11 protein-coding genes and 1 pseudogene are annotated in these 14819 nt (G+C 72.8%); 8 read left to right on the top strand and 4 right to left on the bottom strand.

The window, feature by feature from the left end; genetic code table 11:
- Together GA0115240_RS17355 and GA0115240_RS17350 are read left to right on the top strand one after the other, a co-directional pair.
- Positions 1-1254 (top strand): aldehyde dehydrogenase family protein (locus GA0115240_RS17355; protein ID WP_093737574.1); only part of this gene is annotated, 1254 nt, incomplete at its 5' end.
- A gap of 221 nt (positions 1255-1475) precedes the next feature.
- Entirely contained in the window at positions 1476-2558 is a 1083-nt protein-coding gene (locus GA0115240_RS17350; RefSeq protein ID WP_093737573.1) for a zinc-binding dehydrogenase, read from the top strand.
- A 58-nt stretch (positions 2559-2616) separates the two neighbouring features.
- Here GA0115240_RS17350 and GA0115240_RS17345 read toward each other — a convergent pair whose 3' ends face one another.
- Together GA0115240_RS17345 and GA0115240_RS17340 are read right to left on the bottom strand one after the other, a co-directional pair.
- On the bottom strand, positions 2617-3141 hold the full coding sequence (locus tag GA0115240_RS17345; protein WP_093737572.1) for a DUF402 domain-containing protein: 525 nt from the start codon (positions 3139-3141) through the stop codon (positions 2617-2619).
- Positions 3142-3154: 13 nt separating this feature from the next.
- Positions 3155-3871: a TetR/AcrR family transcriptional regulator gene (locus tag GA0115240_RS17340; RefSeq protein WP_093737571.1), complete on the bottom strand. Its 717-nt coding sequence runs from the start codon at positions 3869-3871 to the stop codon at positions 3155-3157.
- A gap of 98 nt (positions 3872-3969) precedes the next feature.
- On the opposite strand from GA0115240_RS17340, the gene GA0115240_RS17335 reads away from it, so the two are divergent.
- Together GA0115240_RS17335 and GA0115240_RS17330 are read left to right on the top strand one after the other, a co-directional pair.
- Positions 3970-5118, top strand: coding sequence for an acyl-CoA dehydrogenase family protein (locus tag GA0115240_RS17335; protein ID WP_093737570.1), 1149 nt, complete (start codon positions 3970-3972; stop codon positions 5116-5118).
- Between the two features lie 175 nt (positions 5119-5293).
- The gene (locus GA0115240_RS17330; protein WP_093737569.1) at positions 5294-5968 is read left to right on the top strand and encodes a TetR/AcrR family transcriptional regulator; all 675 of its coding nucleotides are present in this window, start codon (positions 5294-5296) and stop codon (positions 5966-5968) included.
- Positions 5969-5981: 13 nt separating this feature from the next.
- On the opposite strand, the gene GA0115240_RS17325 is transcribed toward GA0115240_RS17330, so the two are convergent.
- Complete coding sequence (locus GA0115240_RS17325; protein ID WP_093737568.1) at positions 5982-6446, bottom strand: MaoC family dehydratase; 465 nt, start codon at positions 6444-6446, stop codon at positions 5982-5984.
- A gap of 185 nt (positions 6447-6631) precedes the next feature.
- Positions 6632-8068 (bottom strand): amidase, encoded by a 1437-nt coding sequence (locus GA0115240_RS17320; protein ID WP_093737567.1) that lies wholly within the window; start codon positions 8066-8068, stop codon positions 6632-6634.
- A gap of 391 nt (positions 8069-8459) precedes the next feature.
- Here GA0115240_RS17320 and GA0115240_RS17315 point away from each other — a divergent pair, with 391 nt between their 5' ends.
- The 4 genes and pseudogenes from GA0115240_RS17315 to GA0115240_RS17300 all read left to right on the top strand — a co-directional run bounded on the left by GA0115240_RS17315 (position 8460) and on the right by GA0115240_RS17300 (position 14795).
- Complete coding sequence (locus GA0115240_RS17315; RefSeq protein WP_093737566.1) at positions 8460-9254, top strand: SAM-dependent methyltransferase; 795 nt, start codon at positions 8460-8462, stop codon at positions 9252-9254.
- A gap of 82 nt (positions 9255-9336) precedes the next feature.
- Positions 9337-12083, top strand: a pseudogene (locus tag GA0115240_RS17310) (penicillin acylase family protein).
- Positions 12084-12261: 178 nt separating this feature from the next.
- Positions 12262-13143: an SDR family NAD(P)-dependent oxidoreductase gene (locus GA0115240_RS17305; protein ID WP_093737578.1), complete on the top strand. Its 882-nt coding sequence runs from the start codon at positions 12262-12264 to the stop codon at positions 13141-13143.
- Positions 13140-14795 (top strand): AMP-binding protein, encoded by a 1656-nt coding sequence (locus tag GA0115240_RS17300; protein ID WP_093737565.1) that lies wholly within the window; start codon positions 13140-13142, stop codon positions 14793-14795. Before GA0115240_RS17305 ends, GA0115240_RS17300 begins: the two co-directional genes overlap by 4 nt.
- The last annotated feature ends 24 nt before the right edge of the window (positions 14796-14819 follow it).

Below are 14819 nucleotides of genomic sequence, written 5' to 3'. Positions count from 1 at the left end.
GCCGCCCGCGCCGCGCTGCCGGGCTGGGCGGCGACCGACCCGGCCGAGCGCGCCGCCGTGCTCGCCGCCGCCCGCGAGCTGATGGTCGCCCGGCGCGAGGAGATCGCCGATACCGTCGGGGCGGAACTCGGGGCGCCACCGGCTTTCGCCACCGCGGTCCACGCCGATCTGCCCACCGCCGTGATGGGTTCCTTCGCCGTGCTGGCCGCCGAGCACCCCTTCGAGGAGCGGGTCGGCAATTCCCGGGTGTTCCAGGAGCCGGTGGGGGTGGTCGGCGCCATCACACCCTGGAACTACCCGCTGCACCAGATCGTGGCCAAGGCCGCGCCGGCGATCGCCGCAGGCTGCACCGTCGTGCTCAAGCCGGCTGAGGACACCCCGCTGGTGGCGCAGTTGCTCGCGACGATCCTGGACGAGGCGGGGCTGCCGGCCGGCGTGTTCAATCTCGTCACCGGCCTCGGTCCGGTCGCCGGGCAGGCGCTGGCCGAGCACCCGGACGTCGACCTGGTGTCCTTCACCGGCTCCACGGCCGTGGGCCGGAAGATCGGCGCGGCGGCGGGCGGCGCCGTGAAGCGTGTCGCCCTGGAGTTGGGCGGCAAGTCCGCCAACGTGATCCTCCCCGGGGCCGATCTGGCCCGGGCCGTCCACGTCGGCCTCGCCAATGTCTTCGCCAACTCCGGCCAGACCTGCAGCGCCTGGACCCGGATGCTCATCGATGCCGAGCGCTACGACGAGGCCGTGGAGATCGCCACCGCCGCAGCCGCCAAGTACGTGCCCGGCGAGCGGCTCGGCCCGGTGGTCAACGCTCGACAGCGCGAGCGGGTGCGGGGCTACATCCGGCAAGGAGTTGCGGACGGCGCCCGGATCGTCGCGGGCGGCGCGGAGACACCGGAGGGCATGGCCACCGGTTACTGGGTGCGGCCGACGGTCTTCGCCGATGTCCGGCCGGAGATGTCCATCGCCCAGGAGGAGATCTTCGGCCCCGTCGTCGTCCTCATCCGCTACGAGGACGAACAGGACGCGCTGCGGATCGCCAACGGCACGGTCTACGGACTGGCCGGCGCGGTCTGGGGCGCCGACGAGGACGCGGCTGTCGCCTTCGCCCGCCGGATGGACACCGGGCAGGTCGACATCAACGGCGGGCGGTTCAATCCGCTGGCGCCCTTCGGCGGATACAAGCAGTCCGGGGTGGGCCGGGAGCTGGGGGCGCACGGACTGGCGGAATACCTCCAGACCAAGTCCCTCCAGTTCTGATCCACGCCGGCCACCTGCGCGCCGCCGGCCTGCGCCACACCGAGGTGCGTCCCGCCGACGGGTCTCGCGCCGCGCCGTGCGCCGCCGACCCGCGACCCGCGGGCCGGCAGCGCACGCCGGAACCGGAGGCCGACCGCCTCCCGGGCCGAGGTGCCGAATGCCCCGGTCCACGCACCGACCTGTCCCTGTAACGCCCGTCCCGACAACGCCCAGGAGTCCTCGTGGTCCGCGCCGCCGTCCTGACCGCTGTGAACGCCCCGCTGACCGTGACCGAGATCGAGCTTCCGGACCCCGGGCCCGGTCAGGTGCGGGTGCGGCTCGCCGCGGCCGGCGTCTGCCATTCCGATCTGTCGCTGTCCAACGGCACTTTGCGGCAGCCCTTCCCTGCGGTGCTCGGCCACGAAGGCGCGGGCACGGTGGTGGCCGTCGGGGAGGGGGTCGACCATGTGGCCGCGGGCGACTCCGTGGTGCTGAACTGGGCGCCGGCCTGCGGATCCTGCCACTTCTGCGGCCTGGGCGAACCCTGGCTGTGTGCCAACTCCGGCTCGGCGGCGGCAGCGCCGTACGCGAAGCTCGCCGCAGGAGGAGGCGACCTGTATCCGGGTCTGGGCACAGCGGTGTTCGCCGAGGAGACCGTGGTGGCCGCGGCGGCCGTTCTGCCGCTGCCCGAGGGGATTCCGCTGACCGACGCCGCGCTTCTCGGCTGCGCGGTGCTCACCGGATACGGCGCGGTGCACCATTCGGCGGCGATCCGCAGCGGGGAGTCGGTGGCCGTGTTCGGGGTCGGCGGGGTGGGACTCGCGGTGCTGCAGTCGGCCAGGATCGCGGGCGCCGGGCAGATCGTCGCGGTCGACGTCTCGCCCGGCAAGGAGGAGTTGGCCCGGGCGGCCGGTGCCACGGACTTCGTGGTCGCGGGCGAGGACACCGCCAAGCGGATCCGCAAGCTCACCGGGGGCTACGGCACCGACACCGCCATCGAGTGCGTGGGCCGGGCCGACACCATCCGGACCGCCTGGTCCGCCACCCGCCGCGGCGGCCGTACGACCGTCGTGGGCATCGGCGGCCAGGACCAGCAGGTGAGCTTCTCGGCGCTGGAGCTCTTTTACTTCGGGCGGACCTTGTCGGGCTGCGTCTACGGCAACTGCGACCCGGCGAAGGATCTGCCCGTCATCGCCGGGCATGTGCGAGCCGGCCGGCTGGATCTGTCCGGGATGGTCACCGATCGAATCGGGCTGGACGGCATACCGGCCGCGTTCGAGGCGATGACCGCCGGACGGGGCGGCCGGGCGCTCATAGTCTTCTGAGCCCGGCGGCACCGCCCCCGGCCGGCCCGGCCGCGCGCCCGCGCTCTCCTCGGCGTCCTCACCCCTGCTCGACCAGCGCCAGCCACCGCTCGTGCCCCCCGCCGAAGGGCCCGGTGCCCTCGGCGACCGCCGTCATCAGCCAGTCCGCGGAGGCCTGCGCCGCGGTGATCACCTCGGCGGGGTAGCCGTACCGGACCTGGTGCTCGGCGAACTCGTCCTCGTCCACCAGGATCGGGGCCCGGGCGCCGCGCTTGCGCAGGACGTCCAGATCGAGGTCGATCATCGTGACCCGGTCCGGGGAAGGCCACTCGGGCGGGGTGGTGATGTCGCAGTAGATCTCGGTGCTGCGGGGGGCGGCGTTGAAGACGGCGGTCCACCAGGTGCCCCGGGGAATGAGGACGACGTGGGCCTCGGGCAGGGGCACTTCGGGGTTGTGCCCCTTGCGCATCACGCTGTCCGCCGGCAGGCCCAGCCAGACGCCGTGCTCGTCCTCGCCGAGGCGCCGCATCCGCAGATTCCAGTGCAGGGTGCCGTCGTACTTCTGATAGTCGACTTGGACGAGTCCTTCTCCGGAGGGTGGCATGGCCGACATCCTGTCAGCGGTCCGCGGTGCGCAGCACCTGAAATTGGAGGGCCAGCCCGTCGATCAGGGCGCGCAGGCCGGTCTCGAAGGCGCCCAGGTCCACCTGTTCCCGGTGGCCGGCCAGCAAGTGGGCCTGCCCGAGGTGCGGATAGTCCGCCGGATCGTAGGCCGCCGCGTCCCCGACGAAGCCGCCCGCGAAGGAGCCGAGTGCGGACCCGGTGACGAAGTAGCGCATCAGGGCGCCGATCCTGGTCGCGTGGGCGGGCGGCCAGCCGGCGTCCACCATCCCGCCGAAGACCGCGTCGGCCATCCGCAGTCCGGCCGGCCGCAGCCCGGGCCCGGTGGCCAGGAAGGGCACGATGTGCGGATGGTCGGCGAGCGCCGCCCGGTAGGAGCGCCCCCACGCCAGCAGCGCGTCGGGCCAGTCCCCGCCGGACGCACCGCTGCCCGCGCCGGCCCCACTGTCTCGTGTGCCGTTGGCGCCGGCGCCGGGGCCGGGGCCGCGACCGCCGAACATCGACAGATCGACCTGGGCGACGACGGTGTCGGCGGCCGCATCGAGGATCGCCTCCTTGGTGGCGAAGTGGTTGTAGAGCGAGGGTCCGCTGACCCCGAGCTCCGCGGCGAGCCGCCGGGTGGACAGGGCGGCGAGGCCCTCCGCGTCGATGAGGGCGAGCGCCGCCTGCGCGATGCGGTCGCGATTCAGCAGGGGCTTGCGGGGGCGGGCCATGCGGCACATAGTAGAGGCTGCCGCCAGAAAACTAGCGGTGGTAGTTTCCGGGACGGGCTCCCGTCCGTCGATCGAGGGTGAGAAGGGGCGGGTGCGCGGTGAACCTTGAACTGTCCGAGGAGCAGGCCGCCGTCAAGACGCTGGCCAGGGACTTCGCCGACCGCGAGATCGCCCCGAACGCGGTCGCCTGGGACCGGGCGGAGAGTGTGGACCGGGCGATCGTGAAGAAACTCGGCGCGGTCGGCTTCCTCGGCCTGACCATCGACGAGCGTTACGGCGGCTCCGGCGGGGACCATCTCGCCTACTGCCTCGTCACGGAGGAACTGGGCCGTGGCGACTCGTCGGTACGCGGCATCGTCTCGGTCTCGCTCGGCCTGGTCGCCAAGTCGATAGCGCACTGGGGGAGCGAGGACCAGAAGCGGGCCTGGCTGCCCCGGCTCACCTCCGGCGAGGCGGTCGGCTGCTTCGGCCTGACCGAACCCGGTACCGGCTCCGACGCCGCCAACCTCACCACCCGCGCGGTCAAGGACGGCGACGCCTTCGTCATCAGCGGCAGCAAGATGTTCATCACCAACGGCACCTGGGCCGATGTGGTGCTGCTCTTCGCCCGTACCGGCGGCCCTGGCCACAAGGGAGTGAGCGCCTTCCTGGTGCCCACCGACACCCCGGGTCTGACCCGCCGCGAGATCCACGGCAAACTCGGCCTGCGCGGGCAGGCGACCGCCGAACTCGTGCTCGACGCGGTGCGCGTGCCCGCCACCGCGCTGCTCGCGCCCGAGGGCAAGGGTTTCTCGGTGGCCATGTCGGCACTGGCCAAGGGTCGGATGTCGGTCGCGGCTGGCTGCGTCGGCATCGCCCAGGCCTGCCTGGAGGCCGCCGTCGCCTACGCCGGGCAGCGCGAGCAGTTCGGAACACCCATCGCCGGGCGCCAACTCGTCCAGGAACTGCTCGCCGACATCGCGGTGGACGTGGACGCCGCCCGCCTGCTGACCTGGCGGGTCGCCGACCACATCGACCGCGGGCTCCCCTTCGCGACCGAGTCCTCGACCGCCAAGCTCTACGCCAGTGAGGCGGCGGTGCGCTGCGCCAACAACGCGCTCCAGGTCTTCGGCGGCTACGGCTACATCGACGAATACCCGGCGGGCAAGCTGCTGCGCGACGCGCGGGTGATGACGCTGTACGAGGGCACCAGCCAGATCCACAAGCTGCTCATCGGCCGGGCGCTCACCGGCGTCTCGGCCTTCTGACCGACCGCCCCGTCGGCCGCCCCCGGGGGCCGACCCACCGACGGGCCGCGCGACGTGCCGATCGCGCACCCGATCCCGCTTCCCGCCGGGCATCTAAGCGCTTGCTCACCCCGCCAGGTAGGGTGTGGCCCTGTCAATGAACCGGGGCCGGCCGACCGGGCGGGAGGAGCGTGCGATGAGTACGGAAGCGGCAACGGGCGGCGAACCGTCCGCAGGCGAGCCGTCCGCAGGCGAGCCGGCCGGGGCCTGGGCCGACATCGCCCCCGACGCCGCCCGGCGGCTGGTCGTCGCCGCCGTCCAGGCGTTCGCCGAGCGCGGTTACCACGCCACCACCACCCGCGACATCGCGAGCCGGGCCGGGATGAGCCCTGCCGCGCTCTACATCCACTACAAGACCAAGGAAGAGCTGCTCTACCAGATCAGCAAGGTCGGCCACCAGCGCTCGCTGGCCCTGCTCGCCGGAGCCAGGGACGCCGAGGGCACCGCCACCGAGCGGCTGGCCGGCGCGGTCCGGGTCTTCGTCCGCTGGCACGCCGAGCACCACACCACCGGGCGCGTGGTCCAGTACGAGCTGGGCGCGCTCGGCCCCGACCACTACACCGAGATCGTGGCGCTCCGCCGCCGCAGCGAGGCCGCGATCCGGTCGATCATCAAGGACGGCGTGACACAGGGCGAGTTCGATGTACCGGATGTCTCCGGGACCACGCTCGCGGTGCTGTCGCTGTGCATCGATGTCGCCCGCTGGTTCAACCCCGACGGCCGGCGCACTCCCGACCAGGTCGGCGAGCTCTACGCCGACCTCGTGCTGCGGATGGTCCGCCGGGCGCCGGACCGTCCGACACCTGGATGACCGGGCGGCCGGCTCACAGATAGAAGCGCGCCACGGTCTCCGCGACGCACACCGGCTTGTCGCCGCCTTCTCGTTCGATCGTCACCCGGGTGACCAGTTGGACCCCGCCGCCCGCCTCGGTCACCTCGGCCACCGTCGCGGTGCCGCGCACCCGGGAGCCCACGGGTACCGGGGCCGGGAAACGGACCTTGTTGACGCCGTAGTTGACGCCCATCGTCACTCCCTCGACCCGGAAGAGCTGCGGAGTGAGCGACGGGATGAGGGACAGCGTGAGGAAGCCGTGCGCGATCGTCGTACCGAACGGACCACCCGCTGCCCGTTCCGGATCGACGTGGATCCACTGGTGGTCCCCGGTGGCCTCGGCGAACTGGTCGATCCGCTTCTGGTCGATCTCCAGCCAGTCGGTCCAGCCGAGTTCTTCGCCCACGGCGGCGCGCAGTTCATCGAGCGAGGCGAAGACGCGGGGCTGCTCCGACATGGTGGGGACCTCCTGGATTTCGGGTTACCAAGCGCTTGCTCAGCATGATTCCGGCGGCCCCGCGTGTCAACGCGCGCCGCCGCCGCGCCGGAACTTCCCCCGTCCCGCACGCCCCCGTCCCGCGCCGACACTTCCCCCCGTCCCGCACGCCCCTCTGCCCTACCGCCCCGTCCCGCCCACCCCGGCTACGCCCACACCTCCGGCCGCCGCCCAGCCCACGGCCTGGCCTGCTCCAACTGCGCCGACAACGAGATCAGCGTCGCCTCGTCGCCGTACCGCCCGCCGAGCATCACCCCGATCGGCAGCCCCTGCTCGGTCCAGTGCAGCGGCACGTTGACCGCCGGCTGCCCGGTGGCGTTGTAGAGCGGGGTGAAGGGTGTGAAGTGCGCCAGCCCCTCGAACTCCGCCGCCGGGTCCTCGTCGTGGCGCAGGCCACCGATCGGCGCGGGCGGCTGGGCGAGCGTCGGGGTGAGGATCACGTCGTACGACGACAGCAGCGCGTCCGCGACCAGTTGTCCCAGCGCCCGGAAGCCGTACAGCGCGGCGGCGAAGGCCGGGCCGGTGATCTGGCCGCCGGCCGTCCGGAGCCCGCGGGTCAGCGGCATCAGCGACGCCTCGTCCGCGGGCGCCACCGGGTAGACGGTGGCCATGACCGCCCACACCGCCTCGAAGGCGCTCTTGATCGAGTCGTCCACCGGCAGCGCCAGCTCGTCCACCTCGTGGCCCAGTTCGCGCAGCAGCTCCGCGGCGGAGTCGAAGGCCGTCCGGCAGTCGGGATGCAGCGAGACGCCCGGCACCGGCGGATCGGGCAGTGCCACCACCCGCAGCCGGCCGGGCTCGCGGGTCGCGTAGCAGGAGAAGGTCTCACCGGGCGGCAACGAGGGCGCGGCGTAGGGGTCGCCCGGCATCGGCCCGGCCAGGACGTCCAGCAGCGCCGCCGCGTCGGCCACCGTCCGGGCGATCGGGCCCGAGGCGCTGAGCCCGCTCACGTCGTGCTGCACCGGGCCGGCGCTGACCCGGCCCCGGCTCGGCTTGATCCCGAACAGCCCGCACACCGAGGCCGGGATGCGGATCGAGCCGCCGCCGTCGCTGCCCTGGGCGATGGGTGCGAGGCCGCCCGCGACCGCCGCCGCCGCGCCCCCGCTGGAGCCGCCCGCGGAACGGGTCAGGTCCCACGGGGTGCGGGCCGGCGGCGCGAGCCGGTTCTCGGTGTAGCAGGGCAGCCCGAATTCCGGGGTGTTGGTCTTGCCGAGCAGGATCGTGCCGGCGTCCCGCAGCCGGGTCACCACGTGGTCGTCCGTGTCGGGCACATGGTCGGCGTACGCGGCGCTGCCCAGCGTGCAGCGCACGCCGGCCACGAAGTTGAGGTCCTTCACCGGGACCGGCACTCCGTATAGCGCGGGCAGCCCCCGGTCCTCGCGGCGGGCGGCCAGGGCCACCGTCTCGGCCTGGCCGGCCTGTTTGCGGGCGATGTCCGGGGTGGTGGTGATGAAGGCCCCGAGGGTGGCGTCCAGCCGGTCGATCCTGGCCAGGTAGTGCTCAGTCAGTTCGACCGGCGACACGGAGCCGGCCCGGATCGCCGCCGCCTGCTCCACCGCCGTGAGATCGTGCAACTCGCCCATGGCTGTCCCCTTCGTCCCGCTCGCGCGTCGTCGGCGCGATCCTCGCACTACCGACCGGTAGCGGCCAGCCCCTGGACACGCCTCCAACAGCTGGACGCACCTCCGACCCCGGGAGGGCCCCCGGAGCCCGCCGAGAATCCCTCGCCGTGCCGCCGAGCCGCCGAGCTGCCGAGCTGCCGAGCCGCCGAGCCGCCGAGCCGCCGAAAGCCGGTCGATCGGCCCGCCCGGCCCCGGGCCCCGCGACGCCGATCCTGCGCCCCGCGCCGCCGATCCCGGCCGCCGCGCCGCCGCTCTCGCGGCACGCGCTGGCACCTGCCCCGCCGAATCAGGCAGCATGCCTGCGACCGGCCCCATCCCGGAGCCGGCCACCCGCACCCCCGTAGGGAACCGCATGAGCCTGCGCCACCACGAGATCGCCGAGTCCGGCCACCGCATCCTCAATCCGTACACCGAGGAGAAGTTGATGCTCCTGGGCCGGATCTGCCGGCTGCGGGAGGGGCAGCGGCAGCTCGATCTCGCCTGCGGGAAGGGGGAGATGCTGACCCGCTGGGCGGAGCGCTACGGGATCGGCGGGGTCGGCGTCGACCTCAGCGAGGTGTTCCTGGCCGCGGCCCGCGACCGGGCGGCGGAACTCGGGGTCGCCGACCGGGTGAACTTCGAGCGCGGGGACGCGGGCGCCTACCGGGCGCCGGACGGCGCCTTCGACGTGGTGTCCTGCATCGGCGCCAGCTGGATCGGGCAGGGCCTGGCCGGGACGATCGGGTTGCTGCGGCCCGCGATGCGGGCCGGCGGCCTGATGCTGATCGGCGAGCCGTACTGGACCGAGCCGCCGCCCGAGGAGGCGCTGGAGGAGATCGGGGTGGAGGCCGAGGACCACGCCTCGCTGGCCGGGACGCTGGACCGGATCGAGGCCACCGGGATGGAACTGGTCGAGATGGTGCTGGCGGACGGTGACAGCTGGGACCGGTACGCGGCCGAGCAGTGGTTCGCCGTCTCCGACTGGCTGCGGTCGGTGCCCGGCGACCACCCGGACGCCGCCGACATGCGGGCGTTCCTGGAGCATGCCCGCCGGACGCATCTGACCTGGATCCGGCGGTACTTCGGGTGGGGCGTGTTCGTGCTGCGGGAGAGCGCCACCGCCGGCCGGCGGGAAGAGCCGCGGGAGAGCGCCCCGACCAGCCGGTAAAAAAGNTATGACGTATGTTCATCTTCCGGGGTCGGCGTACCGGCGGTAACCTCCGGCGAACCCGCATCCGGAAGGAGCAGACATGCCGCTACGGACCCCACGACGGATCGGCACGCTGAGAACGGCGACCGCGGCCGCGTTACTGGCCCTCGCCGCCACCCTGGTGGCCCCGCTGCCACTGGCCCGTGCCGCCGACCCCGTCACCGACTACTGCGCGGGACAGTGCGCCGACATCCTGCCGCCCGGCGAGAACGGCAACGCCACCCTCGCCGACATCCTGGCCAACAAGGCGCTCGGGACGCGCCCCGCGCACACGATGGACCAGCTCGGCCCCTACTCCTCCCTCGCGGACGGATACCAGAACCTCACCGACTCGACCATCACCAGCTTCTTCAACGACTCGTCCTTCGGGGTGCCTTCGGGCCAGGTCGCCTCGGTGATCAGTCCGCGCTCGGACGTGACGATCACCCGCGACAAGAAGACCGGTGTCCCGCACATCAAGGGCTCCACCCGGGCGGGTACCGAGTTCGGCGCCGGATACGCCGCCGCCCAGGACCGGTTGTGGCTGATGGACCTCTTCCGGCACGTGGGGCGCGGCGAGTTGTCGTCCTTCGCCGGCGGGGCGGCCGCCAACCGCGGCCTGGAGCAGGAGTTCTGGCGGCAGGCCCCCTACACGGAGGCCGATCTGCAGTCCCAGGTCGACTGGCTGGCCAACAACAGCGGCCCGCGCGGCCAGCAGGCGCTGGCCGACGCCCAGTCGTACGTCGACGGCATCAACGCCTACATCACCGCCTCGAAGAACGGGCGCTACTTCCCCGGCGAATACGTGCTGACCGGGCATGTGGACGCGATCACCAACGCCGGCACCATCGACCCCTTCCAGCTCACCGACCTGATCGCGCTCGCCTCCGTGGTCGGCGCGCTGTTCGGCACCGGCGGCGGGGGCGAGGTGCAGTCGGCGCTGTCGCTGCTGGCCGCGCAGCAGAAGTACGGCGTCACCCAGGGCACCCAGGTCTGGGAGTCGTTCCGCGAGCGCGACGACCCCGAGGCGACCGCGACCGTGCACGACGGCTCCAGCTTCCCGTACGCGGGCAAGCCGGCGAACCCGCAGGGCGAGGCGCTGCCCGACCCGGGCTCGGTCGTGCCGGAACCGCTGGTCTACGACGCGACCGGCGGCGCCACCCAGGCCACCACCAAGAGCCTGGGCGTGCTGCCGGCCGATCTGCTGACCAACCCGCAAAGGGCATGTCCAACGCCCTGGTGGTCAGCGGCGCGCACACCGCGAGCGGCCATCCGGTCGCCGTGTTCGGCCCGCAGACCGGCTACTTCGCGCCACAGCTGCTGATGCTCCAGGAACTCCAGGGCCCCGGCATCAGCGCCCGCGGCGCGTCCTTCGCCGGCCTGGGGATGTACATCGAACTCGGCCGCGGCCAGGACTACGCCTGGAGCGCCACCTCCGCCTCGCAGGACGTCACCGACACCTACGCGGTCGAACTCTGCCAGGACTCCACGCACTACCTCTTCCACGGCCAGTGCGTACCGATGGAGAAGCTGGAGCGCACCAACTCCTGGTCGCCCACCCTCGCCGACTCCACGCCGGCCGGCTCCTACCGGATGCAGGTGTGGAGAACCGCGTACGGACCGGTGGAATACCGGGCCACCGTCGGCGGGAAAGCCGTCGCGTACACCCAACTGCGCAGCTCCTACCGGCACGAGGCCGACTCCATCATCGGTTTCCAGGAGCTGAACGACCCCGGCTTCGTGCACGACGCCGCCTCCTTCCAGCTGGCGACGCGCGACATCAACTACACCTTCAACTGGTTCTACGCCGACTCCCGGCAGACCGCCTACTACAACAGTGGGACGAATCCGGTACGGGCGGCGGGCGTCGACGCCTCGTTCCCGGTCTGGGCGCGGGCGCAGTACGACTGGCAGGGCTGGGATCCGACGTACAACACCGCCACCTACACGCCTCCCGCGCAGCACCCCCAGTCCGTCGACCAGGACTACTACGTCTCCTGGAACAACAAGCAGGCCCCCGGCTACACCTCGGCCACCTTCGGCAACGGCTCGGTGCACCGCGCCGATCTGCTGAACGACCGGGTGAAGGCGCTCGTCAAGGCGGGCGGGGTGACGCGCTCGTCGCTGGCCAAGGCGATGGAGGACGCCGCGCTGACCGACCTGCGCGGGGAGGACGTGCTGCCCGACCTGCTCCAGGTGATCGGCTCCGCGCCGGTGACCGATCCACAGGAGGCCACCGCCGTCCAGCAGTTGACGACCTGGCTGGCGGCGGGTGCCAAACGCCACCCGGCGGCGACCGGTTCGCAGACCTACGCCAACGCCGACGCGGTCCGGGTGATGGACGCCTGGTGGCCGCTGCTGGTCCAGGGCGAGTTCCAGCCCGGGCTCGGCAGCGATCTGTACAACGCGCTGGCGGCCGACCTCACCATCGACGAGTCGCCGTCCGCGGGCCACGGACCGACCGGTTCGCACGCCGGCAGTTCGTTCCAGTACGGCTGGTGGTCGTACACCGACAAGGACCTGCGATCCGTGCTCGGGCAGAATGTCCAAGGACCGCTCGGCCAGCGCTACTGCGGCGCCGGAGTGCTGTCCGCCTGCCGTGACATGCTGCTGTCCACCCTGAAGCAGGCGGCGGCCACCCCGGCGGCGACCGTCTACCCGGGCGACGACACCGGGTGCGCGGCCGGCGACCAGTGGTGCGCCGACTCGATCGTCCAGCGGCCGCTGGGCGGCATCGGGGACGACCGGATCGGCTGGCAGAACCGGCCGACCTTCCAGCAGGTGGTGGAGTTCCCCGGCCACCGCTGACCCCGGGGTACGCGCGACGCCCGCGGGCCGGGTCCTGGAAGCCACGGGACCCGGCCTGCGGCGCGTCCCGCCGCCCGCCTCTTACGCATCGGGTGACCGACCGCTTAGTATGCGATGGGCCGGACCGGAAAACGGGGGCGTACGGTAGCCGTCGAGTCGAAGGAGACACGTCGTGGTCGTGGAAGCGCTGCGCGACGCCCGGGTGGTCGTCACCGGGGCCGGGGGCGGCATCGGAGCCGCCCTCGCCCGCAGATTCGCCGCCGAGGGCGCCCGGGTGGCGGTCAACGACCTCGACGCCGACGCCGCCCGCCGGGTCGCGGCCGAGATCGGCGGCGCCGCCGTACCGGGTGACGCCTCCACCGCGGTACCCGAAGCGCTCGACGCGCTCGGCGGCGGCATCGACATCTTCTGCGCCAACGCCGGAGTCGGCACCGGCGGCGGTCCGGAGGCCGACGACGCCGCCTGGGAGCTGGCCTGGGACGTCAATGTGATGAGCCACGTCCGCGCCGCCCGGGCGCTGCTGCCCGCGTGGCTGGAGCGCGGCGAGGGCCGCTTCGTGTCCACCGTGTCCGCCGCCGGACTGCTGACGATGATCGGCGCGGCGCCGTACTCCGTCACCAAGCACGGCGCGCTCGCCTTCGCCGAATGGCTCTCGCTCACCTACCGCCACCGCGGCATCCATGTGCACGCGGTCTGCCCCCAGGGCGTACGCACCGCCATGATCCAAGGGGCCGGCGTCGCGGGCGAACTCGTCCTGGCCCCCAACGCCATCGAGCCCGAGGAGGTGGCGCAGGCGGTGATCGACGGGATCGCGGCCGACCGCTTCCTGATCCTGCCGCACCCCGAGGTGGCCGGCTACTACGCGGCGCGCGCGGCCGAACCCGAACGCTGGCTGCGCGGTATGAACAAGCTCCAGCGCACCCTCGAAGCCCGCCTGGCGCAAGCCCGGGCCGGCCTCGTCCCGGAACAGGACCACGCACAGGACCACGCACGGGACCACGCACAGGACCCGGCACAAGACCACGGACAAGACCCGGCACAGGAAGGGGAATCGGCATGATGCGCTACGCCGACCGGCCCTGGCTCAAGCACTTCACCGAGGAGCAGCTCGAGGACGTCGAGAACCCGCCGTCCGTCCTGCACAGCTTCCTCGAAGCCGCCGAACGCGCCCCCGCCCGCCCGGCGCTGCGCTACTTCGACGGGACCGTGAGCTACGGCGAACTCGACGCGCTCTCCGACGGCCTGGCCCGCCGTCTCGCCGACCGCGGCTTCGCCCCCGGCGACCGGCTCGCGGTCATGCTGCAGAACGTGCCGCAGTTCGTCATCGCGCTGCTCGCCGCCTGGAAGGCCGGCGGCGCGGTCGTCCCGGTCAACCCGATGTACAAGGAAGGCGAGCTGGCGCACATCCTGGCCGACGCCGGGGCCACCGCGATCGTCTGCTCCGAGCGGGCCTGGCACGATTACGTGCGCGCCACAGCGGCGCTCTCGCCGGTCCGCATCGCCCTCACCGCCAGCGAACTGGACCTGCAGACCCGTGACGATCCCCGGGTGCTGACCGCCGGGCGCCGGCCCGCCGACGACGCCGAGGACGTGCTGACCGCCGCCCGCGCCGCCGCCGGACCCCGCCCCGACGTGGCCCTGCCGCGCTCCGGGGACACCGCCCTGATCAGCTACACCTCCGGCACCAGCGGCCGCCCCAAGGGCGCGATCAACACCCACGGCAACATCTCCTTCAACGCCCACCGCCAGGTCCGGGTGCAGGACTTCCCCGCCGACGCCGTGGTCTTCGCGCTGGCCCCGCTCTTCCACATCACCGGCCTGGTCTGCGAGCTCGCCGCGGCCCTGTCGGCCGGCCACACCGTGGCGCTCGCCTACCGCTTCGAGCCCGGTGTGGTCCTCGACGCGTTCCGCGAGCACCGGCCGGTCTACACCGTCGGACCGTCCACCGCGTTCATGGCGCTGCTGGCCCGGCCGGACGCCACGGCCGAGGACTTCGCGTCCTTTCAGCTGATCTCCTCCGGCGGCGCGCCGCTGCCGCCGGCCGTGGTGGAGGCCTTCCGGATCCGCTCCGGCGGCCTCTACCTCGCCAACGGCTACGGCCTCACCGAGTGCACCGCCCCCTGCGCCAGCGTGCCGCCCGGCCGGGAGGCCCCGGTGGACCCGGAGTCCGGCACCCTCGCGGTGGGCGTGCCCGGGCCCGGCACCATGATCCGCATCCTCGACGACAAGGGCGCCGAGGTGCCCTTCGGGGAATCCGGCGAGATAGCGGTCAGCGGACCGATGGTCGTACCGGGCTACTGGAACAAGCCCGAGGAGTCGGCGGCGGCGCTGCCCGGCGGGGAACTGCTCACCGGCGACATCGGCTTCATGGACGAGGACGGCTGGCTCTACGTCGTGGACCGCAAGAAGGACATGATCAGCGCCTCCGGCTTCAAGGTCTGGCCGCGCGAGGTCGAGGACGTCCTCTACACCCACCCGGCGGTCCGCGAAGCCGCCGTCGTCGGGGTCCCGGACTCCTACCGCGGCGAGAGCGTCAAGGCGTACGTCAGCCTGCGGCCGGGCGCCAGCGCCGAACCGGCCGAACTCATCGCGTACTGCAAGGAGCGGCTGGCGGCGTACAAGTACCCGCGCGAGGTCGAGATGCTGGTCGAACTGCCGAAGACCGCGACCGGCAAGATCCTGCGGCGTGAGCTCAAGACCTCGGCCGGATAGGGTCCGTACCGGTCGGGATGCCGG

Origin of the sequence: Streptomyces sp. DvalAA-14 (assembly GCF_900091855.1) — a bacterium.
Classification (GTDB): domain Bacteria; phylum Actinomycetota; class Actinomycetes; order Streptomycetales; family Streptomycetaceae; genus Actinacidiphila.
Note: the sequence above shows the minus strand (reverse complement) of the source record. Positions and strands in the feature narration are given on the sequence as shown.

Excerpts from the sequence above, each read along its gene's own strand:
- GA0115240_RS17300 (WP_093737565.1), top strand. The coding sequence starts at position 13,140 with ATGATGCGCTACGCCGACCGGCCCTGGCTCAAGCACTTCACCGAGGAG.
- GA0115240_RS17340 (WP_093737571.1), bottom strand. The coding sequence starts at position 3,871 with ATGGCCCGCCCCCGCAAGCCCCTGCTGAATCGCGACCGCATCGCGCAG.
- GA0115240_RS17325 (WP_093737568.1), bottom strand. The coding sequence starts at position 6,446 with ATGTCGGAGCAGCCCCGCGTCTTCGCCTCGCTCGATGAACTGCGCGCC.
- GA0115240_RS17315 (WP_093737566.1), top strand. The coding sequence starts at position 8,460 with ATGAGCCTGCGCCACCACGAGATCGCCGAGTCCGGCCACCGCATCCTC.
- GA0115240_RS17330 (WP_093737569.1), top strand. The coding sequence starts at position 5,294 with ATGAGTACGGAAGCGGCAACGGGCGGCGAACCGTCCGCAGGCGAGCCG.
- GA0115240_RS17345 (WP_093737572.1), bottom strand. The coding sequence starts at position 3,141 with ATGCCACCCTCCGGAGAAGGACTCGTCCAAGTCGACTATCAGAAGTAC.
- GA0115240_RS17320 (WP_093737567.1), bottom strand. The coding sequence starts at position 8,068 with ATGGGCGAGTTGCACGATCTCACGGCGGTGGAGCAGGCGGCGGCGATC.